The following is a 21,012-nucleotide window of genomic DNA, read 5'->3' on the forward strand; positions in this document are numbered from 1 at the left end:
TCTTTATGTAGAAAAGAGGGGTATATATAATGGAAGTAACAAGTAAAACAGAATCTGTCATTGTGAAATATGAAGGGCACGTTGCAACGGTTATGGTCAATCGCCCAGAGGTGTTAAATGCATTAGATGAGCCAACGTTAAAAGAGCTATTACAAAAACTGAAAGAAGTAGCGGAGAGTTCTGCGCATATTGTTGTGCTATGCGGGAACGGCCGTGGTTTTTCTGCGGGTGGAGATATTAAATCGATGCTTTCAAGTAATGATGAAAGCAAGTTTGATGGTATTATGAACACTATTTCTGAAGTTGTTGTAACTTTATATACGATGCCGAAGCTTGTTATTAGTGCCATTCATGGACCAACTGCTGGTCTTGGATTAAGCATTGCATTAACAGCTGACTATGTGATGGCGGATATTTCATCAATTATTGCGATGAACTTTATTGGAATCGCTTTAATTCCAGATGGCGGTGGCCATTTCTTCCTTCAAAAGCGTGTCGGTGAAAATATGACGAAGCAAATTATTTGGGAAGGAAAGAAATTATCAGCAACAGAAGCGCTTGATATCGGCTTAATTGATGAAGTAATCAGTGAGGATTTCCAAACGGCTGTGAAGCAAAAAATTAGTGAATGGTCACAAAAGCCGATCAAAGCGATGGTTCAAACGAAGCAAATTTTATGTGAAGTAAACCGCTCTAATTTAGAACAAACATTGCAGCTTGAAAAACGCGGCCAATATGCGATGAGACAAACAGCGGATCATAAAGAAGGTATTGCGGCATTTTTAGAAAAACGTTTGCCAGCATTTAAAGGGGAATAAAGTGAAATTTTAATTAATGGTAGTATTACTGCCGGTTAATTTAAGGTAAAGGGGAGAAAGTGCTAACACATTTTAGTATAATTGTGTTAGCACTTTTTTTTTAAGGAGTAATGTATGAAGAAAATTATCGGTGTGATCGGCATGATTGTAATAGCATATTACGCTTTGCATAGTACACCATCTATGGCGGTGCGAACTGCTTTTTTTTTTGAAGGACATCCAAGCGTGGCGTTTTCTGGCGAGGTGACGAAAGAAAACGATGTGAAAAAAGAAGCAATTCCAGCTGAGTACCAAACTTTATATGGTAAGGAAGAAGAATCAGAGCACTATTTCTTTCCACACGTAAGGGCACATGGATCAGGAATTGATATGCTTAGTGCGTGCGTGAAGAAAAAATGGTTTTTCTATAAAGCAGAGCTCGGATGTTATTAAATATAGGAGGTTGAATGATGTCAGCATATAACAAGTTAGTAAGAGATCGTGTTCCAGAGAAGATTTTAAGGTCTGGAAAAACATATACAGCTCAAAAATTAACAGGACACGCATACATACAAGCTTTAGCGAAAATTGGAACGGAAGAAATTCGTGAATTCGCTTCTATGAAAGAACGTGAACATGCGCTTGATTCTCTTGCGGATGCACTGGAAGTAATTATCTCTTTAGCGCGTGCAGAAGGTGCAACAATTGAAGATATAGAACGTCTTCGTAAGAAAAAAGAAATAGAGCGCGGTGGGTTTGAAAGAGGCATTTATTTATTAGATGTGTCAGAAGAATAGTTTGATAGAAAACATAGTGTTCATGAATAACGCTATGTTTTTTTGTTAAAGTGAATTTTAATATAATTTAGAAAATTAAACTATATTAGTAGAGGATTTATAGTAAATTCGGTATACTGAATAGTAGAGAAAATGAGGAGGAAACGACAATGGCACATCATGCGAAAGAAACGATGGAACTTATTAAGGAGCTTGTCTCTATTCCAAGTCCGTCTGGAAATACAGAGAAAATCATTCGTTTTATTGAAAACTATGTAAGTGAGTGGAACGTAGAAACGAAGCGTAACAATAAAGGCGCTCTCATTTTAACGGTAAAAGGGAAAAATGATGCACAGCACCGTTTATTAACGGCACACGTTGATACGTTAGGGGCGATGGTGAAAGAAATTAAGCCTGACGGTCGTCTAAGTCTTTCTATGATTGGCGGATTTCGCTGGAACTCTGTAGAGGGGGAATATTGCGAAATTGAAACATCAAGCGGTAAGACTTATACAGGAACGATTTTAATGCATCAAACATCTGTGCATGTATATAAAGATGCAGGTGAAGCGAAACGTGACGAGAAAAATATTGAGGTTCGTATTGATGAGCGTGTCTTTTCAGCTGATGAAGTACGTGAATTAGGAATTGAAGTAGGAGACTTCGTTTCATTCGATCCGCGCGTTCAAATTACAGAGAGTGGATACATAAAATCACGTCATTTAGATGACAAAGTAAGTGTTGCGATTTTATTAAAATTAATTAAGAGAATACAAGATGAAAACATAACATTACCATATACAACGCATTTCTTAATTTCTAATAATGAAGAGATTGGATACGGTGGTAACTCTAACATTCCAGAAGAAACGGTTGAATATTTAGCGGTTGATATGGGAGCGCTAGGTGATGGACAAGCATCTGACGAGTATACTGTATCTATTTGTGCAAAAGACTCTAGTGGTCCGTATCATTATGCACTGCGTAAACATTTAGTAGAGCTTGCGAAAACGAACAATATTGAATATAAAGTAGATATTTATCCGTACTATGGATCGGATGCATCAGCTGCGATTCGCGCTGGATTTGATGTGAAACATGCATTAATTGGAGCGGGTATTGATTCTTCTCATGCATTTGAGCGCACACATGAAAGTTCGATTGTACATACAGAAGCGTTAGTATATGCATATGTAATGTCTCATTTAATTGAAGAATAATTTCATAGAAAATAGAGAGGGCTGATTAAAAATATTATTTTTAATCAGCTTTTCATTTGGTGGGTAATGAATCGCTTTTTGAAATGTATTTACATTTATTATTCCTTATATATTCATCTTTAATAATTTAGGTAGGAAACGTATTTACTACAGTGATAGAATGTTATAAACTATTATAGGAGTTATTTTCCAATTAATATTTTTAATATTAGTTTGATTAAGAGAATTGTATAACGTGAGATTTCGAGAGGAGATTTAATTTTTATGAAGTACAAGGCAATAGCTGCTGGTATGTTAGCAGCAAGTTTACTAGCTTATCCAGTTAGTAGTTTAGCAGAAACGAAGAAGTTTTCAGATGTTCGAGACGACTCATTTGCAAAAGACGCAATTTACTATTTAGTAGAGCGAGATGTCATTAGCGGTATGACAAGTGATACGTTTGCGCCAAAAGGTCTTTTAACACGTGCGGAAGCAGCGACAATTATAGCGAAAGCAATTGGATTAAAAGTGGATCCAGCTGGGAAACCATCTTTTAATGATTCAAAAAATCATTGGGCAACTCAGTATATTGCAGCAATTGAAAAAGAAAATATTATTTCAGGCCGAGGAGCAGGCGTATTTGATCCTGATGGAAAAGTAACGCGTGCTGAAATGGCTTCTATGCTTGTTAAGGCTTATAAATTACAAGGTTTAGTACAAGCCCCAATTACGAATCAATTTACTGATTTAGAAGGTCATTTCGGTAAAGAAGCAGCAAATATTTTAGTAGCGTTAGAGATTTCTGCTGGTACTGGGAAGACAATTTGGAGCCCGGATCTGTCTATACCACGTGAGCAAGCAGCGCAAATGACGTATAAAGCGGACAAGCTAAAGAAAAATAATGATAATACTAGCAAACCAGAAGAAACAACGAAGGAAATGTATATAGATCGTAAGTTCATTACATATCACCAACCATCTTTATCTTCAGGAATTACTGACATGCAACATGAGCCACAAAAAGTTGTAGTAAAAGAAGAGCGAGATGGATGGATTAAAATTGTAACAAGCAAAGGTGAGAAATGGACACCTTTAAAAGAAAAAACAGAAGTTATTAATGAAGGATTTACAACATATGCAGAAGCGTCACATTCTTCTAAAGTGCTAGCGAAACGTGAAGCGCAAAAAGTAGTAGTTATTGAAGAAAAAGATAGTTGGATTCGTATCCGTACAAATAGTGGCTTCCAGTGGGTAGATAAAAATCAATTAAACCCAGCGAAGCAAGATAACTTCCTAGAAGGTAAAGCGATTATTATTGATCCAGGTCACGGTGGAATTGACTCGGGCAATCCTGGTTATTATGAGAAAGAAAGCGAAACAGTATTAGACGTATCATTACGATTACAGAAAATATTTGAGCAAAAGGCACCATTTACTGTGATGTTCACTCGTACAGATGATACACGCCCAGGAACAAGTGGTCCTGATTCATTAAAGAAACGTGTAGAGTTTGCTCAAAAAAATAATGGAGATATTTTTGTAAGTATCCATGCTAATGGTTCTGAAAAGAAAAATGGACAAGGTACAGAAACATTATATTATAAGTCAGCAGCGCCAAGAGCAACGAATCCACATGTACAAGACAGTATTTTATTAGCACAAAAAATTCAAGACCGTCTTGTAGCAGCACTTGGAACAAAAGATCGTGGTGTGAGACATCAGGACTTATACGTAACTAGAGAAAATACAATGCCAGCTGTATTAACAGAATTAGCATTTGTAGATAATAAAAGTGATGCAGATAAAATTGCTACACCAAAACAGAGACAAGCTGCAGCAGAAGCGATTTATCAAGGTATTTTAGATTATTACGAAGCAAAGGGTAATAGCGTATCTTCTTTCCGTTAATAAATCAAAAGAGATTGCCAATTGGCAGTCTCTTTTATTTATTAACGTTTCTCTTTATTTCCGGCATGTGATATCATTTAATTTTATATGAAAAAGTATTGTAGTAATTGCAATTATAACGATATAGAGGATGATAATAGATTGAATAATTATAGTAAAACACCTGCATGTATATATACGTATGCATTTCGTGAGGAGGAGCGTGCTTTATGTTACTTGGAAATGCGCTCGTTCTTTGGAATGGAGTCTCACGTTAATATTTTGAAAAGTGATGTCAAAATTGACCCGAGTAGAAGTGCGTTTATGAAAGAGCGCGTTGAGGTTATGTATGAAGGAGACGACTTAGAAAGTATTTTAAAACAAGTGGAACAAATTGATTTGGCGGGGGCGTCATTTAAAGTTATCTTCGTTAAAATCAATGATCTTGGTAAAGAAAATAAAATTGAATATGGGGAAAGACGTCTTATTGAACGCGACCTCGGTATGCATATTGAAGGAGAAGCGGATGTTCGTAATCCAGAGCGTGTATTCGGGATTGTTCCACTTGGAGGACGCTGGTACTTTGGACACTATGTAGAAAGTGAACCAGTTTGGTATCATCACATAAAAAAACCGCATAGTTATTCGACATCTCTTAGCACACGTGTTGCGAGATCAGTTGCAAATATCGCTGTACCAAATCCAGAGGGAGTACGAGCAATTGACCCGTGCTGCGGTATTGGAACAGTAGTAGTAGAAGCACTTTCTATGGGGATTAACATCGTTGGTAGAGATATAAATCCACTTGTGGTGCTTGGAACGAGAAAAAATATTGCACATTTCGGGTTTGAAGGAACAGTAACAAAAGGTCCAATTGAGGAAATTACTGAGAACTACGACGTTGCAATTATTGATATGCCGTACGACTTATTTACGCATGCAACACCAGAAGACCAGTTCTCCATTCTTTCAAGCGCGCGCCGCATCGCTAAAAAGGTAGTCGTTGTCACGATGGAAACAATGGACGACATGATTCATGAAGCAGGATTTGAAATTACAGATCGCTGTATTACAAGAAAAGGATCATTTACTAGACAAATTCTTGTTTGTGAATAAGAAAGGAAGGTCGCCCGTTTGGGTGACCTTTTTTGGTTTGTATTGATGTGTGATTGGTTGGCGGTTTAGATAGATGAATTGGCGGAATTTGTCGGCAAGTCGATATCTTACATTAGTATATTACTGTTCTTTTAATTTCTCTTGTTGTGCAAGTAATAAATTTCGTAAGACGTGTCCGCGGTAACTTTCTAGTTTTCGTCCTTCATGATAGCGCACGCCTAATTTTTTTAATTCAGCTACGTACCAGCCTTTTGTTCCGTAGTACATTGGATCACTTCCTTTTGCTTTTGAACAGTATATGTGGCGGGGTGAGGGAATTTTCTTTTTTATTCAGCATTAGGGCAACAAAATTGAAAAACATGTAAGAAGAATAGGATATCACTTCTATTTCTAGTTTATTAAAATAGGCTTTATAGTAAGAATTTCTAAAAAGATAAAGGAGGGATATGCTTTGTTTCCAGGTACTTTATATGAAACACATGTTAAAACAAGAAATTTAGAAGTAGCAAAAGAGTTTTATACTAAACTTGGATTATTTCATGCTCGCACAATTGAAGAACGCCGTGTAGCATTCTTTTGGTTTGATAAAGATAATAAGAAGGAACAAATGCTGGGCATTTGGGAGGTATCAGAAGAAGAATTCCATAAAAGTCACTTTGCATTCAAGGTTAACTATGAAGAAATCATTCATGCAAGAGAATGGCTTCTTAATAAAGGAATAAAACCAAGAGCCGCTTTCGGTCTTGAACCGTCTGAGCCTATGGTTCAGACGTGGACACCTACTGCAAATCTTTATTTTTATGATCCTGACGGAAATTCTTTAGAGTTTCTATGTCTACTTCCTGAAAAGAAAAACGTAAAACAAGATGTCATGCATTTAAGTGAGTGGGAAAAATTGCCGAGTGACATATAAATTTGATTTTGGCTCAAATCCCGCAAAATAATTAAAAAAGGAACCATAACTTTGCTCAAGTAGTGACGTTATGGCTTTTTTGTTTTGTGCGGGCTAAGAGTCACTCACTGTCTACTGTATAAAAAAATAGACAGTAGTGTATGCTTTTTTACACAATGTATACAAATTTATACCCTATGCGTTGGCATGATATTTGCAATGAAAATAGTATCAACATATAGGGGAGAGATAGAAATGAAGGTTAGTAAAGTGTACACGACAATTGATGCTCACGTAGCTGGGGAACCGCTTCGAATTATTACAGGCGGCGTGCCAGAAATAAAAGGAGAAACGCAGCTAGAAAGACGCGCGTACTGTATGGAGCATTTGGACCATCTTCGCGAAGTTCTTATGTATGAACCGAGAGGACATCATGGCATGTACGGTTGTATCATTACTCCGCCTGCAAGTGCTCACGCTGATTTTGGCGTATTATTTATGCATAATGAAGGCTGGAGTACGATGTGTGGGCACGGCATTATTGCTGTTATTACAGTCGGAATTGAAACAGGTATGTTTGAAGTGACAGGTGAGAAACAAAAGTTCATTATTGATAGCCCTGCTGGCGAAGTGATTGCGTATGCAAAATATAACGGGAGCGAAGTAGAGTCCGTATCATTTGAAAATGTTCCTTCATTTGTATACAAAAAAGACGTTCCTATTAAAATAGATGACTATGAATTTCAAGTAGATATCGCGTTTGGTGGAGCATTCTACGCGGTAGTAGATAGTAAAGAATTTGGTTTGAAAGTCGATTTCAAAGACTTAGCTGCTATTCAAATGTGGGGCGGTAAAATTAAGCACTGCATCGAGAGTAAAATGGAAGTAAAACATCCACTTGAAGAAGGGTTAAAAGGAATATACGGCGTTATTTTCTCAGATGAACCGAAAGGGGAAGACGCAACTTTACGAAATGTAACAATCTTTGCTGATGGGCAAGTAGATCGTTCTCCTTGCGGCACAGGAACTTCTGCAAGAATTGCAACTCTTTTTGAAAAAGATGCTTTACAAAAGGGAGAAATTTTCATCCACGAATGCATTACTGACGGGAAATTCGAAGGAGAAGTATTGTTAGTAACAACGGTACATACATATGAAGCTGTCGTTCCGAAAGTAACGGGGCATGCATTTATTACAGGATTTCATCAGTTCGTTGTAGACCCGAGAGATGATTTGAATAGGGGATTTTTGTTAGGATAGAAGGAGGAGGTGGAAAGATATGCTAGTCATAAGCGCGAACGAACAAAGAAACTTAGTAAAAATGAACGAAGTCATTGAATACGCGGCGCTTGCTTTAAAAGAATTTTCCGCAGAAAGAACGATTACGCCAATACGAGGTTCATTACCATTTGCGAATGAGAAAAATACGGCATTAATTATGCCTTCAGTAGCGGAAGGACTTGAGGCGCTTGGCTTAAAAGTAGTAACAGTAGTCCCCGAGAACAAAAAGATAGGAAAGAAAACGATAAACGGGATTGTGATGCTATCAGACTTTCAAACGGGAGAACCGCTCGCACTTTTAGAAGGATCCTACTTAACGATGATTCGAACAGGGGCTCTATCAGGAGTAGCGACAAAACATTTAGCTCGTCATAACGCAAAAACTTTATGCATTATCGGGACCGGCGAACAGGCGAAGGGAATTGCTGAAGCTGTATTTGCGGTAAGAGATATCGAAAAAGTCATGTTATACAATCGAACAGAAGAAAAGGCGTATGCATTCTCGCAATATATACAAGAGAGATTTAACAAACCTGCATATGTTCACACAAATGCAAATGAAGCAATAAGCGAAGCAGACATCATCGTCACAACTACGAACGCATCCACACCAGTCTTCTCAGAAAAACTACAAAAAGGCGTCCACATAAACGCCGTCGGTTCATTCAAACCGAACATGCAAGAACTACCATCTCACGCTATCACGAGCGCAAATAAAGTAGTAGTCGAATCAAAAGAAGCAGCATTAGAAGAAACGGGGGACCTTCAAGTTCCGATACAAGAAGGTTTATTCAAAGCAAATGACATCCACGCGGAACTCGGCCAAATCGTAAGCGGAGAAAAAGTTGGCCGCGAAAACGATGAAGAGATTACTATTTTCAAATCAGTTGGTTTGGCAGTAGTAGATATTATTGTTGCGAAGTATTTGTATGAGAAAGCGGTGGAGCGCGGAGTGGGGAATAGGATTGAGTTTTGAGGGACTACCTTTTGGTGGTCTTTTTTTTGCATAAGGTCTTGTAAAGCAAGAAAAAGTAGAGCATCTATATGAATTCAATTATACGTCCAGTAATAACTATAGTACGGCTCTTCAACTAGCAGCGAGTATTGCTACTGGTCTTGCTGAAGTTCAAAGTGGAAAAGGTTTTAGTCCTGCAAGTGGTACATTTAGTACGCAAGGGTTGAATATGGAGTGGACAAATTCTATTCAAGCTATTGGAGAAGAGAGGGCACGTCAGTCTGAAAATCTTCTGAGAAGTAGTTCAAGTGAAGAAGGCGCAATGTGTGGTAAGCTACCTGAAAAATCTACTTTCAAAAAAATTCGGGATGGTATTGTAGAAGGCGCGGGGGAAGCGGTTGAAGATACTATAGAAGGATTTAAGGCACTTGGTAAATGGGAAACGTGGGAAAACATGGGGAACGCTGCTTTGCACCCTATTGATACCCTTAGTACGATGTATAATGTATTGTCAGATTCATTTATTAATGATGTAATAAATGGAGATGCTGAAAGTCGTGCTAAATGGGGAAGTTATGCTTTAACTCAAATTGGGCTAGGCCTCATTGGTGATAAAGGATTAAGTAAAGTATCGAAGGTAGCAACTACTGCAAATCTAACAAAATTCTCAGAAGGTATTTCGTCTGTTTCGAATCATTTACCATTGAAAGAACGATTTGCATTCGCAGGTACTAGTGGCTTTGGTAGCAATCAGATAAAACTTTTGAAGCTTTACAAGAAGCCCGTGATACATTTATGTTTTCTAAAACTGGTGGAAGAAATAGAGTTAAAGGTGTACAAGAAGTAATACAAGATTATGCGGATAAAGTTCTTGATAGAGTTGAAGTGAAAAATGAGTATCCTGATTCGTATACAGCATCTAAAATATTACGTGAAGAACTTAAGGATGCAGGGATTGAACCAACCCCATATTCTAATGCAGCGCATCATCTAACACCTTGGAACGATAGTAGGGCAGAAAAGGCACAAAAATTATTAAAGGAATTTGGGATAGACCATGATTCAGCGGCTAATGGAGTATTTTTACCTTATAAAGTTAATGAATACGTGACTACTGAAGTCTTACACATAGGAAAGCATAGTTCAGAGTACATACTTGAAGTAGAGAGAGTATTAAGTCTTGTTAAGAAACGGGGCGGTACTCAAGAAGATGCTGTTGACGCCTTACATGATATAAGAGAACGTTTATTAAATGGTGAATTAAAATTAAATAAACCGAAGAAAGAGTAATCTTAGAATAGAAAAATAACAAAGGAGAGTAAACATGAAAATTTGGGAATTAAAGAGTTCATTTGATGACTATGAATCCTTTCAACTATTGAACTTAGAAGAAGATTCTAAAAAGTATTTTGAAGGAAAAATTGACTCGGCAGTAAAAGCATCTGATTCATGGGGAGAAATACGTATTAAATGTGTAGAAGAAGGAAATCAAAGTGATTTGCCTCATTTTTGGGGAGAAGTTGGTACACCAATGGTTAGTGGGAAAGCTAAAAAATTCTTAGAGTCTATACTTGGTGATAATGTAGAATTTCTTCCCCTAATTCATGATGTGATGGGAGAAGTGTATTATATAATTAACGTTTTAAATGCACTAGATGCTATTGACTATGAGAAAGCTATACTAAAGAAACTACGTTCTGGCTTAGTAATAGATTTCAAAAAATACGCATTCTTACCTAATATGGTTAAGAACCAAACAATATTTAAAGTTTACTTAAATGAAATATTACATATTCCTTCCGTTTTTGTATCAGATGAATTTAGAAATACAGTGTTAGAAAGTGATTTAAAAGGTTTTGAATTTATAGAGGTATGGGATTCAGAAGCAAACATGTAAAAGAAAGTCCTAAAATAATTGATAGGAGTTAGTGACATGGATGCAAAGGTTTTAGAAATTCTAAGAATGTTAAACAATTATGAGGGAAATGAAAAAGAAATTTTTGAACTGATTCAAGCTGAAGAAATGGTGAAATTTATATGTGGAAAAATCTGATTTTAGAAATTGAAGATATATTGAAAAGTGTTAATTATAAGCTGAATACACCCGCAACGGATACTGAAGTTCAGAGATTAAGAGAATATGCAAAAGAGAAATTTAATGTTGATTTACCGAGTGAATACGAAGAGTTTCTTAAAACTGTAAATGGTTTAGACTTTGATGGATTGGTACTTTACGGAGTCGATTCTCCTTTACTAGAAACAGAAAAAGATGAACATGAACATATTTGCGGCTTTATAGACACGAATGAGATTTGGTATGAAAATGAATTTCAAAAAGAGTATCTTTTCTTTGGCGATTCAAATATTGCGTGGTTTTGTAAAAGCTTATCAGACGGTACTTATTTAGAACTTGATAAACCATCAGGTACGGTAATGAACACATATAATGATTTTAATACAATGCTTGAGGAAGCGTTAAAAATAACCCTTCTTTAATAGGAGGTAGTAAAAATTATGTTTAATTTTTTGAAAGAATATGTTGTAGCAGACAGAAGTGTCCGTTCTAAACAAAAACCTATTTTCTATCCTATATATCAAGATGAGATAGATGAGGCAGAAAGCTTATTACAAATGGAACTTCCAAAAGAACTGAAACGCTTTTATCAAGAAATAGGTTGTGGGTTTTTAAATTCTGATAAAAGAACGTTTTTTAACAGATTTATGGACCCGATTTCAGTTGCAGATTTCCGTTTAAGACAAGATATTTATGAATATAATCCCAACCTAGATGATGTAGATGATGATGAATCATTAGTGTTTTTTGAAGTAACAGAACTTAACTTTTTAACCATTAAATTTAAAGAGGAAAATGAATTAGGTCAATGTCCTATTTACTCTGAGGATGGAAAAATAGCGGATTCTTTAGAAGAATTTTTAATTAAAATGGATGAAAATCCTGACTATTATATTTAATCTTTTTAAGACTTGCTTTAATGTGTAGCATTTGAAAAATATCTAATCATGAGTAAGAAAGCTTATGTATAACCTGCATAAGCTTTTTTAATGTCCATAATAGGTAAAAAGTATCAAAAACATTCACCATTAAATCACTTGAAAGTTTAAAGCGACTCCTAAATTAGAAAATCATATTAAAAATATAGATCCCTCTGTTCCAAGAAGGAGAGGTATTGATGGAGCACACAACAGTGAAGAGTTCTTTAAAAACGATATTAAAAATAGTCAGTGAATCACCTTCAAAAATTCTAGGTGTAAAAATAGTAGAATACAATATGCCTAAGTTAAATATGGATGGCACCCCTACAGGAGAGTATGGAAATAAAGTATTCACAAACAACATTTATGATCCTAAAATTATAAGTGATAAGGAATTTATTAACCGTGGAATTGAAGCAGCTAATGACGCTAAATTAAAAACCAGTGATGGAGTTCTTTCGAGAGAAGGGACAGGTGTTGACGGTAAAGAAATAACTTGGAGAGGATACCATAAAGGTGGAGAAATCTCTTCTTTTTTTCCAGAATAAATTAAAGATATACGAGGAGAGATATGTATGCAAAGAGAATTTAGATTAAAAGATGAGGATTTACTAGATTTAACCCATTTTCCTATACAAGCAGTGTTTAATATGGTAGATGATGAAAGATTTTTAAAGGTAATCAATTCAGTTTGTGAAGGAGTAGGATTTGGAGAGGAATATGGCGCATGTACTTTTCCAGGAGATTTGGATGAGTATGATATTGCCAATGGAGATTCATTTGAAGGGGTAGAATTTGCATTATACAGTGGTGATGAGGTAATAATTAATTATCAAACACTTTATCATTATTTAAAAAAAATGTGTGAGGGTTATTCAAAAAAGTATCCAAACACAATTAAGAGATTAGAAGACAGTCTTAACAAATTTATTGAATTATACAATATTAATAGGTAGAGGCTATTTATAACTTATCCAAAATCATTATAAAAGGTAGAATGTTTCATGATTAGAATTGATTATATGCTAATATTCAATAGAAAGATTTGATGTTTGAAAATTCGCAACAAAATCGCATAATATGTTTAGTAAAATTAACCGATTCATATTTTACTCATTATGTATTAAAGGGGAAATGAAAGAAACTTGGTCAACAGTAGTGGGGTGGTTTAATTAACATGAAAAAAAGTATAAATTTTAATAAAAAAGTTTTCGAATATTATATGGCTCTTTATGCTGTAAATGATATAAGATCGACTATAATTACTCTTGTGATTGGGATAGCAGATATATTTGTGCTTTTACCTGCTTTTGCGAATCCTGTTCAACCGATATATATGTACATAATAGTTCCACCAGTTGCTTTTTTAAATGTATGGGCAATATGGATTGTTATAAATCCTAGGAAGCGGCAATTACAATACACTCTATTTCGTGGGGTATTTGGCATCGTATGTTCAGTAGGATTATTAGTTATAACCCAAAAGTTTGCATATGGAATGTTAGGATTACAAACTCCCATCTATTTTATTTTTTCGGTTGGTTTGTATATTTTTGCTTTGAATTATTATTATAAAAATCATATTAAAAAACTTCAGGAACCAATCAAAAAATCAAAATCATCGAAAAAAAACTCTGGTTTTGGAGTAGTGGCTTTTGTAGGGTTGGGTCAACTCGTTGCTAATATCAGTCTTGGTTTTGCAACACAAAAGATGGTAGCAATTGTATTAATGTGTGTATACTCCATGCTTTCGTTTATGTTGTTTCATTTCATTATGGAACTCCATAGGTATTATTATTTAAGGAAGCATATAGAAGATGGGGGTAGAACACATGAAACCATTTAAAGAGTCTGTATTGAATATTCAGTATATAATCGTGGTTCTCCTATAGTCAGTAAAGAATGCGGAAAAGAAAAGGGAGAAGCAACATCATGAATATAGAATTACATTTAGATAAAGCAAGGATGGGGAATTATGCAATTTTCTAAAGAAAAGTTTTTACCAAATGGTTCTATTGTTCTCTTAAAAGGTGGGACGAAGAAAATTGTGATTTACGGTAGAAAACAGGGACAAGTGAATGGAAATAAAATGTGGGATTACGTGTCTTGTCCATATCCTCATGGGAATTTGTCTAAAGAATACAATGTATTTTTTAAAGGTTTTGAAACAGTTGAAGAGTTAGAGTTAAGAAATAAACTATCAAAATTTTAGTGGAAAGGTAGATTAATTATATGTTTTCAGGATTTCAATGGTTTCCTAAAAAATGGGGAAAAAGAAAAGTTTCAGAACAGTTTCTTCAATCAAAGTTTGCTGATGAAGGTAAAGGTATTTTGATTACTATTTATGCTATAGATTTGTATTTTATATCTATTCCTTTAAATGTAAAAAAATATAATTAGTTTTAATCATAAATATATTCTTTATTTGAAGATTGGGGTAGTACCTCACATCCATCAACTTAAGAAAACAGGTTACCCCCAAAATGATAAAAATAAATTTCAGGTCTATAAAAACAAAAAATTTCCATTTGGAGGGTACTTTAAAATCTTAGCTTAATGGACAAGGGTATTCACTAAAATAGGTCGCCAGTCGTTACAGTCATAAACTCCTTAAAAAACTGTTCATAATTCATTTGTATTGCAATCCTATGTTTTGGACGATTACCGAATGTTTCTGGTTCAAAAGTAGATCTAAAACCTCCTATACTTTTTCCTCATACAATGTTTCTCCTGAATTTTACTAGTTTCTGAAACGGATTATAATTAAATATCGTTACATAAGGTTATCTTTATGTATTTTGTATTTGAAGATAATGAATTAATAGGGGGATGGAAATTTAGAAAGGTTTTCTCCTGGCTTAGTAGAGGTACCGAATGAGGGGATTGTGACGGAAAACATATAAAATGTTATAATAGCATTTGGAATATATAACCTTTTGATTCTAGGAAACAAAAAATCTACTAGTTGTTATATCGCAAAGAGAGAAAGGAAATAAATATGTTTATAAAAAAAGTAATAAGTAGGGGGCGCGTTCAGAGTCTACTCATTCCCATTTTATTTCTGGCACTTATCATATCTGCTTCTAGCGTAGAAGCATCAGAACAACAAGCCATAAATAAAAAACGTGAACTACGTGCCGTTTGGATTTCAACTGTGTTCAATATCGATTGGCCAGTGAAAGGTGCAAGCGCTGACGAACAAAAGAAACAGTTTATTAACATCTTAGATGATGTTAAATCAATGGGGATGAATGCTGTTGTTGTACAAGTAAGGCCAACTGGTGATGCATTTTACCCATCAAAACATAGCCCATGGTCAGAGTATTTAACAGGTACACAAGGAAAAGACCCAGGCTATGACCCACTAGCATTTATGGTGGAAGAAGCGCATAAGCGCAACCTAGAATTCCACGCATGGTTGAACCCATATCGCATTACAACAAGTCACCAAGATGTAAACAAACTAGCTGTAAATCACCCAGCTAAACAACATCCTGATTGGGTTGTTAAACACGGCAAGCAACTGCTCTATAACCCTGGCATCCCAGCTGTTCGAGACTATATTAAAAATAGCACTCTCGAAATTGTCCAAAACTATGATGTAGACGCGATTCATATGGATGATTATTTCTATCCATACGCAGATGCGGAAAATTTCAAGGATGAAACAACTTACGAAACATACGGGAAAGGTGAAAATAAAGACGATTGGAGACGTGAGAATGTCAACACACTTGTTCGCGATTTATCAACAAGTATTAAACAAACAAAATCTCACGTGAAATTCGGAATTAGCCCATTCGGTATTTGGAGAAACAAACATAATGACACACAAGGTTCCGAGACAAATGGCTTATCCGCTTACGACAACATCTATGCTGACTCAAGATTATGGGTGCATAAAGAATGGGTGGACTATTTAACACCTCAAGTTTATTGGAGCATTGGCCATAATGCCGCAAACTATGACGTAATAACAAAATGGTGGAACAACGAAGCACAAGGAAAGAACATACACCTATACATTGGACAAGCTGCTTACAAGATTAATAACGATTCGGACAAGGCCTGGGAGAACCCGACTGAGACAAACAATCAATTGGCTCTTAACTCAACACTTCAAAATGTAAAAGGAAGTATGTTCTTTAGTTACCGCAATTTAAAGACAAATATATTAGGTATCAAAGATCAATTACGAGCAAATGCGTACAAATACCCAGCATTAATTCCAACTATGCCTTGGTTAGATAACTCTGCGCCAAGTAAGCCTTCTATACATTCTGTGACAGACGGCCCTAACGGTGCAACAATCTCATGGAATAACAATGCTGGTAATGACGCGGCCTATTTCGTTATCTATCGTTTTAACAGAGGACAACTAATCGACGGAAACAACTCATCTGTGATTGTCACAACAATTCGTAACAACGGTTCAGAGGTACTATCATATGTAGACAAGGCAGTAACGAATAGTAGTGACTACACATACGCAGTTTCAGCAGTAGACCGCCTTCATAACGAAAGTGACCTAGTTCCGGCTTCTACGCCTGAACCTGAACCAAAACCTGAACCAAAACCAAAACCGCAATTTAAAGATGTATCTACTAACCACTGGGCTTTGACTTATATTAATTTTCTAGCTGAAAAGAAAATTATTTCAGGTTTCCCAGACGGGACATTCAAACCAGAAGACAGACTCACTCGTTTACAAGCTATTTTTATGATTTTGAACGAAAAAGGTATTAAAGATTTATCTAATGTATCCAATCCTAATTTTATCGACGTAAATCCTAGTACTTATGGGTACAAAGAAATTGCAAAAGCAGTTGAATTAGGTATTGTTACAGGCAAAGTAAACGACAGCGGCCAAAAATATTTCGAGCCAAATGGCGTGTTAACCCGTGCTGAAATGGCAACTATTTTAACTCGTAACTATAATTTAAATGGGACACACAGCGAAGAATTCTCAGATGTTCCAAAAGGTTATTGGGCACATTCGTACATTCAATCATTAGCCAAAAATGGTATTGCGGTTGGATATGGCAATGGAATGTTCGGACCAGGGGATCCGTTAACACGAGAACAGTTTGCGACTATGATGGCGAGAACGATAAATGAGGAATTACGTTAACATTTTAACGCCAAATATATTTCAGTGTAATTTGTGGGGTGCTGTGATTTAAAATTTCTTGCAACATAGCCACATCCTTAGTTTGTTTATAGAACCAATAGCCGAAGGTTTTATGCATGGTGTGAATCCCGATAGATTCGATACCGGCAAAATCTCCGGCTTTTTGAATTTTTTGATAAGCCTAGATCTTATTAATGGGTTGATCTTCTTTTCGAGAAGGGAATGATATTTCACAGAAGGTGTAAAATGGGATGTTGATTTAGATGGTGATGGTGAAGATGATAGTAGTAAAGGGGAAATGAAAAAAGCTTGGTCAACAATAGCAGGGTGGTTTAATTAACATGAAAAAAAGTATAGATTTTAATAAGAAGGCTTTTGCACATTATATGGCACTTTATCCTGTAAATGAAATAAGGGTCCACGTAATTGGTCTTGTCCTTTTGGGGGCAGACGTGTTTGTTCTTTTGCCTGCGTTTGCGAATCCTTTTCGATTACTCTATGTATATATAGTAACTCCTCCAGTTATTTTTTTAAATTTATGGGCGATATGGATTGCTATCAATCCTGGGAAACGACAATTACAATACACTCTATTTCGAGGAGTATATGGCATCATATGTTCAGTCGGATTATTGGTTATAACTCAAAAATATGCTTATGAAGTGTTACAATTACAAACTCCTATCTATTTTATTCTTTCATTTGGTTTGTATGGTTTTGCTTTGTATTATTTTTATAAAAATCATATTGAAAAACTTCAGGAACCAAGAAAAAAATCAAAATCATCGAAAGGAACTGGTGGTGTAAAAGTAGCAGCTATTGCAGCGGGATTGGGGCAGTTAATCGCTAATATAATTCTTAGCATTGCAACACAACAGATGGGGGCAATTGTATTTATGTCTGCATGCACAGTGTTTTCGTTTGGTTTGTTTTATATGATTATAGAACTTCATAAGTATTATTATTTACGGCAGCATATAGAAGATGGAGGGAAAATACGTATAGGCTTTTAAAGAGGATTTGTTGCATTTCAAGTATATAATCGCATTCTTCTTATGGAAGCCATTCACGAGACTTATAGCAATAAAAGATGTATAAGTGGAAGATTATATTCTAGTAAAACATCTGAAGGAATGGAAATTAGGTTTGTTCTTATTAATGATAGGATTATAAATGTTTATCCAATGTATTAAAGAATGTGAGGTACTCAAAAATGAAAGTAACTACTCAGCCCATAGTTAAAAATGCAAGACAATATAGAGGTAATTGCTAAGAAGCACTCCCCCTAAGTTTCAGATGAAATTAAATGATTGAATATTTATATTTAAATAACCGACTATTTATGCTTTAATATTTCTAGGTACATAATTGGGATGATTAGGAAATTATATTTAAGATGTTTTAAGAAAGGGGAATGTTTTTTATATGGAAACTCCAGAAAATCAATTTAAACGTGCACTTAATCCTTGGTTCTCCATTTGGACAAAACCACGTGATACAATGAAAGAAATTTTTATATCCAAACCTAAGAATGTGTTTTTACTTATTTTATTAGGCTCATTCGTACAGACTTTAGATCGAGCATCTTCTAAAAATATGGCAGATTCAATAAGTAGTCCAGTTTCATTAATCTCAATGGTTATATTCGGTACCTTTGTTGCTTTCTTAATTTATTATTTTTTGCTACCAGCGTTATTTAATTGGGTGGCAAAAAAACTTGGTGGACAAGGTACCTTTGAAAAAACACGTTACTCAGTTGCCTATTCTTATATCCCTTACGTTTATTCTCTTATATTAGTTTGGGTGCCTTCATTTTTCTTGTTTGGGATAGAAAACTTTACGAGTGAGACACCGGAAATGGATAGTAGCATAACTTTAACGATTTTGTTTCTTATTTTTGCCATAATTGATATAGTTATTGGAATTTGGACAATCATTATTTCCTTAAAATGTTTAGGAGAAGCACACCAATTTTCAGCATGGAAAGCATTATTAACAATAATAATATCCTTTATGATTATCATTCTTCCTTTGGTAATAATAGTATTTCTTATAGTAGGGGTTACAATCTTTTAATCATTGATTTGCTTCTTATTTATCCAAATGTTTTCTACGCGCTGTTAGTAATTGTTACAGGGTGAACAACCACATGATTCGGATGTTCCACTTGGCGAAGCGTATGACCTTTATGACCAAATTGATCGCCCGTTTTACGGCCTGTTTTTCTTATTATCAGTGTTAACAGGAATTTGTGAAGGCAAACTTAAAAATCAAAATATTAAACAATTAAAACCTTAGGGGAGCTGAGTAGATTGTCTTTGTTTGTCCCTTATTTTCCAATTGGAGAATAAGGGACAAATTTTTATGGAGGAGTAAATGCAGCTTTTTACCATTCCCGCCATTCTTCAGTTATATCTTCTTCAGATTCTAAGCCAGCTAATCGTGCTGCTGTATCGATAAATTCATAGAGATCTTCTCTTTCCATTGTTTCGATAAAATGGTCATGTTCGATATTTAGTTCATTTATTTTAATAACTACCTCTTTAACAACTTGCATTACTTCGACTTCGGTTGGATTCTCACCTAATTGCTGTAAATGGTTAATGTAAGTGTCAAGAACCTTATTTGTTGCACTTATATTTTCTTCAGTGAAAAATTCTCCATCTTCATCATACTCAACCCATGAGTTTGTTGGTTTGTTTTTTTTCAATTCATCAAATGTCATGATAACCTCCTAAAAGTGTTTTTTGTCCTTAATCCCATTCTACATTTTCGATCATATATAACAATCATTTTAGAGGGAGTTTCTGTAAGTTGATAGTTTTTTAACTCATTTTGTGAGGTAATCTATTCGTGGTTTTTTTATTTTATCATCCTTATAAATGTAGTTTATCGCAAGAATGCACTAATAGATTTTATCACCAATTAAAAACATCGTGATGAAGTGTATCGTATTGATGTATGTATTGTAGAAAATCAGATGGAAAGAGGAATTTACGAAACATATATGATTAACGAATTTCAAGCGAAATATAATGTGAATAAAGTGTTTTATAAATAACATCAACGTAAAACATGATCTTGGTACTACATCAAGATCATGTTTTTTATATGCAATAAAAACAATTGATTATTCTTAATCATTCGACAAGATGCAACAATTTAAGATTGTATTTTTTGCTATGATAAGTAAGGAATTTATATATCGTGTTATTGGGGGATAAAAAGAGATGTTGAAAAAATTTACTACATGTATTTTAGGTGGCGCTTTAGTATTCAATTTATCTGGTTGCGGCAATGCATCCGACAAAACTTCTTCAGAATCTAAAGAAACCAATTTTAAACAAGAAGAAAAGAAAGTGCAAACAACTGATGAGGCGAAAACGAAAGAGAATACAAAGCAGAAAAATACGGAACAAACAAAAGAGAAATCAAAAGTAAAAGAAAAAGAGTATGCTGTAAACAAGGATTTTCATACACCTAAATTTGATGTAACTGTAAAAAGAGTTGTAGAAAGAGATAAGGTTGGTAAAGAAAGTATAGGAATCCAAGAACCTGAAAATGGACATGTCTTTATTGTTGTAGAAGTAGAAGGGAAAAACATCACAAACGAATCGATGAAATTAGCCGTTTTACCATCAGTGGATTTAGTGGATGAAAATGACAATGCTTACCAAAGTGATGTGTGGGCAGCTAGTAGTTATGAGGTTGAAAAAGGTGAGACCTCTACTATTACTAAGGAATTAAAACCAGGGGAGGTAATGAGAGAAAGTAAAGTTTATGTGATTAATAAAGAAAAATTTGATACAGGAAAATGGTATGTAGTTGTTAACAATGAGTATAAGGAACAAATTAAATAGTGATTATTTATGAAGAGGAGATGGCTCCTCTTTTTTTGTTACAAGTTAACACAGAATTTCGTTATAATGTAGAAATTTAATGTTTTCGAAAAAAAGAATTGACTTCTATATTAGTTGTAACTAA

Annotated in this window: 24 protein-coding genes and 5 pseudogenes; 25 read left to right on the forward strand and 4 right to left on the reverse strand. The window is 35.0% G+C overall.

Features of this window, described 5'->3' with window-relative positions; all coding sequences use genetic code 11:
* The first annotated feature begins 29 nt into the window (after positions 1 to 29).
* From AC3WTA_RS24795 to AC3WTA_RS24820, 6 genes are all read left to right on the forward strand, one after another.
* Positions 30 to 818 carry an enoyl-CoA hydratase gene (locus AC3WTA_RS24795; protein ID WP_070168444.1) on the forward strand — a complete coding sequence of 263 codons (789 nt, stop codon included), beginning with the start codon at positions 30 to 32 and terminating at the stop codon, positions 816 to 818.
* A gap of 114 nt (positions 819 to 932) precedes the next feature.
* Entirely contained in the window at positions 933 to 1,250 is a 318-nt protein-coding gene (locus AC3WTA_RS24800) for a YjcN family protein (protein ID WP_000720144.1), read from the forward strand.
* 17 nt (positions 1,251 to 1,267) lie between these two features.
* Positions 1,268 to 1,594 carry a nucleoside triphosphate pyrophosphohydrolase gene (locus tag AC3WTA_RS24805; RefSeq protein WP_001277355.1) on the forward strand — a complete coding sequence of 109 codons (327 nt, stop codon included), beginning with the start codon at positions 1,268 to 1,270 and terminating at the stop codon, positions 1,592 to 1,594.
* 149 nt (positions 1,595 to 1,743) lie between these two features.
* Complete coding sequence (locus tag AC3WTA_RS24810) at positions 1,744 to 2,793, forward strand: M42 family metallopeptidase (protein ID WP_000930033.1); 1,050 nt, start codon at positions 1,744 to 1,746, stop codon at positions 2,791 to 2,793.
* Positions 2,794 to 3,057: 264 nt separating this feature from the next.
* Entirely contained in the window at positions 3,058 to 4,680 is a 1,623-nt protein-coding gene (locus AC3WTA_RS24815; protein ID WP_492333066.1) for an N-acetylmuramoyl-L-alanine amidase, read from the forward strand.
* Positions 4,681 to 4,821: 141 nt separating this feature from the next.
* On the forward strand, positions 4,822 to 5,775 hold the full coding sequence (locus AC3WTA_RS24820; protein WP_098632605.1) for a TRM11 family SAM-dependent methyltransferase: 954 nt from the start codon (positions 4,822 to 4,824) through the stop codon (positions 5,773 to 5,775).
* 120 nt (positions 5,776 to 5,895) lie between these two features.
* On the opposite strand, the pseudogene AC3WTA_RS24825 reads toward AC3WTA_RS24820, so the two are convergent.
* Positions 5,896 to 6,083, reverse strand: a pseudogene (locus AC3WTA_RS24825) (YflJ family protein); the annotation flags it as partial.
* A 143-nt stretch (positions 6,084 to 6,226) separates the two neighbouring features.
* Between AC3WTA_RS24825 and AC3WTA_RS24830 the strand changes: the two are divergent.
* The 13 genes and pseudogenes from AC3WTA_RS24830 (at position 6,227) to AC3WTA_RS24890 (ending at position 14,297) form a co-directional block, all read left to right on the forward strand.
* Complete coding sequence (locus AC3WTA_RS24830; protein ID WP_000483912.1) at positions 6,227 to 6,688, forward strand: VOC family protein; 462 nt, start codon at positions 6,227 to 6,229, stop codon at positions 6,686 to 6,688.
* Positions 6,689 to 6,874: 186 nt separating this feature from the next.
* On the forward strand, positions 6,875 to 7,927 hold the full coding sequence (locus AC3WTA_RS24835; RefSeq protein WP_492333067.1) for a proline racemase family protein: 1,053 nt from the start codon (positions 6,875 to 6,877) through the stop codon (positions 7,925 to 7,927).
* A 19-nt stretch (positions 7,928 to 7,946) separates the two neighbouring features.
* Entirely contained in the window at positions 7,947 to 8,924 is a 978-nt protein-coding gene (locus AC3WTA_RS24840; RefSeq protein ID WP_098632600.1) for an ornithine cyclodeaminase family protein, read from the forward strand.
* 46 nt (positions 8,925 to 8,970) lie between these two features.
* A pseudogene (locus tag AC3WTA_RS24845) lies at positions 8,971 to 9,541 on the forward strand (cytosolic protein); the annotation flags it as partial.
* Positions 9,542 to 9,698: 157 nt separating this feature from the next.
* A complete protein-coding gene (locus AC3WTA_RS24850; RefSeq protein ID WP_002203410.1) occupies positions 9,699 to 10,193 on the forward strand; it encodes an AHH domain-containing protein in 495 nt (164 codons plus the stop codon).
* A 34-nt stretch (positions 10,194 to 10,227) separates the two neighbouring features.
* Positions 10,228 to 10,800: an imm11 family protein gene (locus AC3WTA_RS24855; RefSeq protein WP_000707080.1), complete on the forward strand. Its 573-nt coding sequence runs from the start codon at positions 10,228 to 10,230 to the stop codon at positions 10,798 to 10,800.
* Between the two features lie 140 nt (positions 10,801 to 10,940).
* Positions 10,941 to 11,399, forward strand: coding sequence for a YrhA family protein (locus AC3WTA_RS24860; protein WP_000265783.1), 459 nt, complete (start codon positions 10,941 to 10,943; stop codon positions 11,397 to 11,399).
* Positions 11,400 to 11,417: 18 nt separating this feature from the next.
* Positions 11,418 to 11,876, forward strand: coding sequence for an SMI1/KNR4 family protein (locus AC3WTA_RS24865; RefSeq protein ID WP_000481683.1), 459 nt, complete (start codon positions 11,418 to 11,420; stop codon positions 11,874 to 11,876).
* Between the two features lie 218 nt (positions 11,877 to 12,094).
* Positions 12,095 to 12,445, forward strand: a complete 351-nt coding sequence (locus AC3WTA_RS24870; RefSeq protein WP_070168449.1) for a CdiA family toxin C-terminal domain-containing protein — start codon at positions 12,095 to 12,097, stop codon at positions 12,443 to 12,445.
* Between the two features lie 27 nt (positions 12,446 to 12,472).
* A complete protein-coding gene (cdiI, locus tag AC3WTA_RS24875) occupies positions 12,473 to 12,853 on the forward strand; it encodes a ribonuclease toxin immunity protein CdiI (RefSeq protein WP_001188527.1) in 381 nt (126 codons plus the stop codon).
* Positions 12,854 to 13,074: 221 nt separating this feature from the next.
* Positions 13,075 to 13,743 (forward strand): hypothetical protein, encoded by a 669-nt coding sequence (locus AC3WTA_RS24880; protein ID WP_000748417.1) that lies wholly within the window; start codon positions 13,075 to 13,077, stop codon positions 13,741 to 13,743.
* A gap of 129 nt (positions 13,744 to 13,872) precedes the next feature.
* A complete protein-coding gene (locus AC3WTA_RS24885) occupies positions 13,873 to 14,109 on the forward strand; it encodes a DUF4176 domain-containing protein (RefSeq protein WP_001160634.1) in 237 nt (78 codons plus the stop codon).
* Between the two features lie 20 nt (positions 14,110 to 14,129).
* Entirely contained in the window at positions 14,130 to 14,297 is a 168-nt protein-coding gene (locus AC3WTA_RS24890) for a hypothetical protein (protein WP_000490952.1), read from the forward strand.
* Positions 14,298 to 14,470: 173 nt separating this feature from the next.
* Here AC3WTA_RS24890 and AC3WTA_RS24895 read toward each other — a convergent pair.
* Positions 14,471 to 14,611 (reverse strand): annotated as a pseudogene (locus AC3WTA_RS24895) (nucleoside hydrolase); the annotation flags it as partial.
* A gap of 284 nt (positions 14,612 to 14,895) precedes the next feature.
* Between AC3WTA_RS24895 and AC3WTA_RS24900 the strand changes: the two are divergent.
* The gene (locus tag AC3WTA_RS24900) at positions 14,896 to 17,028 is read left to right on the forward strand and encodes a family 10 glycosylhydrolase (RefSeq protein ID WP_140399259.1); all 2,133 of its coding nucleotides are present in this window, start codon (positions 14,896 to 14,898) and stop codon (positions 17,026 to 17,028) included.
* A gap of 4 nt (positions 17,029 to 17,032) precedes the next feature.
* On the opposite strand, the pseudogene AC3WTA_RS24905 reads toward AC3WTA_RS24900, so the two are convergent.
* A pseudogene (locus tag AC3WTA_RS24905) lies at positions 17,033 to 17,251 on the reverse strand (tyrosine-type recombinase/integrase); the annotation flags it as partial.
* A 118-nt stretch (positions 17,252 to 17,369) separates the two neighbouring features.
* On the opposite strand from AC3WTA_RS24905, the gene AC3WTA_RS24910 reads away from it, so the two are divergent.
* The 3 genes from AC3WTA_RS24910 (at position 17,370) to AC3WTA_RS24920 (ending at position 19,326) form a co-directional block, all read left to right on the forward strand.
* On the forward strand, positions 17,370 to 18,041 hold the full coding sequence (locus AC3WTA_RS24910; protein ID WP_000748156.1) for a hypothetical protein: 672 nt from the start codon (positions 17,370 to 17,372) through the stop codon (positions 18,039 to 18,041).
* Positions 18,042 to 18,453: 412 nt separating this feature from the next.
* A complete protein-coding gene (locus tag AC3WTA_RS24915) occupies positions 18,454 to 19,104 on the forward strand; it encodes a Yip1 family protein (RefSeq protein ID WP_000449719.1) in 651 nt (216 codons plus the stop codon).
* Positions 19,105 to 19,155: 51 nt separating this feature from the next.
* Positions 19,156 to 19,326, forward strand: coding sequence for a hypothetical protein (locus AC3WTA_RS24920; protein WP_082180995.1), 171 nt, complete (start codon positions 19,156 to 19,158; stop codon positions 19,324 to 19,326).
* Between the two features lie 88 nt (positions 19,327 to 19,414).
* Here the strand turns inward: AC3WTA_RS24920 and AC3WTA_RS24925 are convergent, their stop codons facing one another.
* Positions 19,415 to 19,753, reverse strand: a complete 339-nt coding sequence (locus tag AC3WTA_RS24925; protein WP_000141759.1) for a hypothetical protein — start codon at positions 19,751 to 19,753, stop codon at positions 19,415 to 19,417.
* A 207-nt stretch (positions 19,754 to 19,960) separates the two neighbouring features.
* Between AC3WTA_RS24925 and AC3WTA_RS24930 the strand changes: the two are divergent.
* Together AC3WTA_RS24930 and AC3WTA_RS24935 are read left to right on the forward strand one after the other, a co-directional pair.
* Positions 19,961 to 20,089, forward strand: a pseudogene (locus AC3WTA_RS24930) (GIY-YIG nuclease family protein); the annotation flags it as partial.
* Positions 20,090 to 20,258: 169 nt separating this feature from the next.
* A complete protein-coding gene (locus AC3WTA_RS24935) occupies positions 20,259 to 20,888 on the forward strand; it encodes a DUF4352 domain-containing protein (protein WP_000913398.1) in 630 nt (209 codons plus the stop codon).
* The last annotated feature ends 124 nt before the right edge of the window (positions 20,889 to 21,012 follow it).

It is taken from the genome of Bacillus sp. EB106-07-01-XG149 (assembly GCF_058791555.1).

Excerpts from the sequence above, each read along its gene's own strand:
- AC3WTA_RS24795 (WP_070168444.1), top strand. The coding sequence starts at position 30 with ATGGAAGTAACAAGTAAAACAGAATCTGTCATTGTGAAATATGAAGGG.
- AC3WTA_RS24800 (WP_000720144.1), top strand. The coding sequence starts at position 933 with ATGAAGAAAATTATCGGTGTGATCGGCATGATTGTAATAGCATATTAC.
- AC3WTA_RS24805 (WP_001277355.1), top strand. The coding sequence starts at position 1,268 with ATGTCAGCATATAACAAGTTAGTAAGAGATCGTGTTCCAGAGAAGATT.
- AC3WTA_RS24810 (WP_000930033.1), top strand. The coding sequence starts at position 1,744 with ATGGCACATCATGCGAAAGAAACGATGGAACTTATTAAGGAGCTTGTC.
- AC3WTA_RS24815 (WP_492333066.1), top strand. The coding sequence starts at position 3,058 with ATGAAGTACAAGGCAATAGCTGCTGGTATGTTAGCAGCAAGTTTACTA.
- AC3WTA_RS24835 (WP_492333067.1), top strand. The coding sequence starts at position 6,875 with ATGATATTTGCAATGAAAATAGTATCAACATATAGGGGAGAGATAGAA.
- AC3WTA_RS24840 (WP_098632600.1), top strand. The coding sequence starts at position 7,947 with ATGCTAGTCATAAGCGCGAACGAACAAAGAAACTTAGTAAAAATGAAC.
- AC3WTA_RS24850 (WP_002203410.1), top strand. The coding sequence starts at position 9,699 with ATGTTTTCTAAAACTGGTGGAAGAAATAGAGTTAAAGGTGTACAAGAA.
- AC3WTA_RS24855 (WP_000707080.1), top strand. The coding sequence starts at position 10,228 with ATGAAAATTTGGGAATTAAAGAGTTCATTTGATGACTATGAATCCTTT.
- AC3WTA_RS24860 (WP_000265783.1), top strand. The coding sequence starts at position 10,941 with ATGTGGAAAAATCTGATTTTAGAAATTGAAGATATATTGAAAAGTGTT.
- AC3WTA_RS24865 (WP_000481683.1), top strand. The coding sequence starts at position 11,418 with ATGTTTAATTTTTTGAAAGAATATGTTGTAGCAGACAGAAGTGTCCGT.
- AC3WTA_RS24870 (WP_070168449.1), top strand. The coding sequence starts at position 12,095 with ATGGAGCACACAACAGTGAAGAGTTCTTTAAAAACGATATTAAAAATA.
- cdiI (WP_001188527.1), top strand. The coding sequence starts at position 12,473 with ATGCAAAGAGAATTTAGATTAAAAGATGAGGATTTACTAGATTTAACC.
- AC3WTA_RS24880 (WP_000748417.1), top strand. The coding sequence starts at position 13,075 with ATGAAAAAAAGTATAAATTTTAATAAAAAAGTTTTCGAATATTATATG.
- AC3WTA_RS24885 (WP_001160634.1), top strand. The coding sequence starts at position 13,873 with ATGCAATTTTCTAAAGAAAAGTTTTTACCAAATGGTTCTATTGTTCTC.
- AC3WTA_RS24890 (WP_000490952.1), top strand. The coding sequence starts at position 14,130 with ATGTTTTCAGGATTTCAATGGTTTCCTAAAAAATGGGGAAAAAGAAAA.
- AC3WTA_RS24900 (WP_140399259.1), top strand. The coding sequence starts at position 14,896 with ATGTTTATAAAAAAAGTAATAAGTAGGGGGCGCGTTCAGAGTCTACTC.
- AC3WTA_RS24910 (WP_000748156.1), top strand. The coding sequence starts at position 17,370 with ATGAAAAAAAGTATAGATTTTAATAAGAAGGCTTTTGCACATTATATG.
- AC3WTA_RS24915 (WP_000449719.1), top strand. The coding sequence starts at position 18,454 with ATGGAAACTCCAGAAAATCAATTTAAACGTGCACTTAATCCTTGGTTC.
- AC3WTA_RS24925 (WP_000141759.1), bottom strand. The coding sequence starts at position 19,753 with ATGACATTTGATGAATTGAAAAAAAACAAACCAACAAACTCATGGGTT.
- AC3WTA_RS24935 (WP_000913398.1), top strand. The coding sequence starts at position 20,259 with ATGTTGAAAAAATTTACTACATGTATTTTAGGTGGCGCTTTAGTATTC.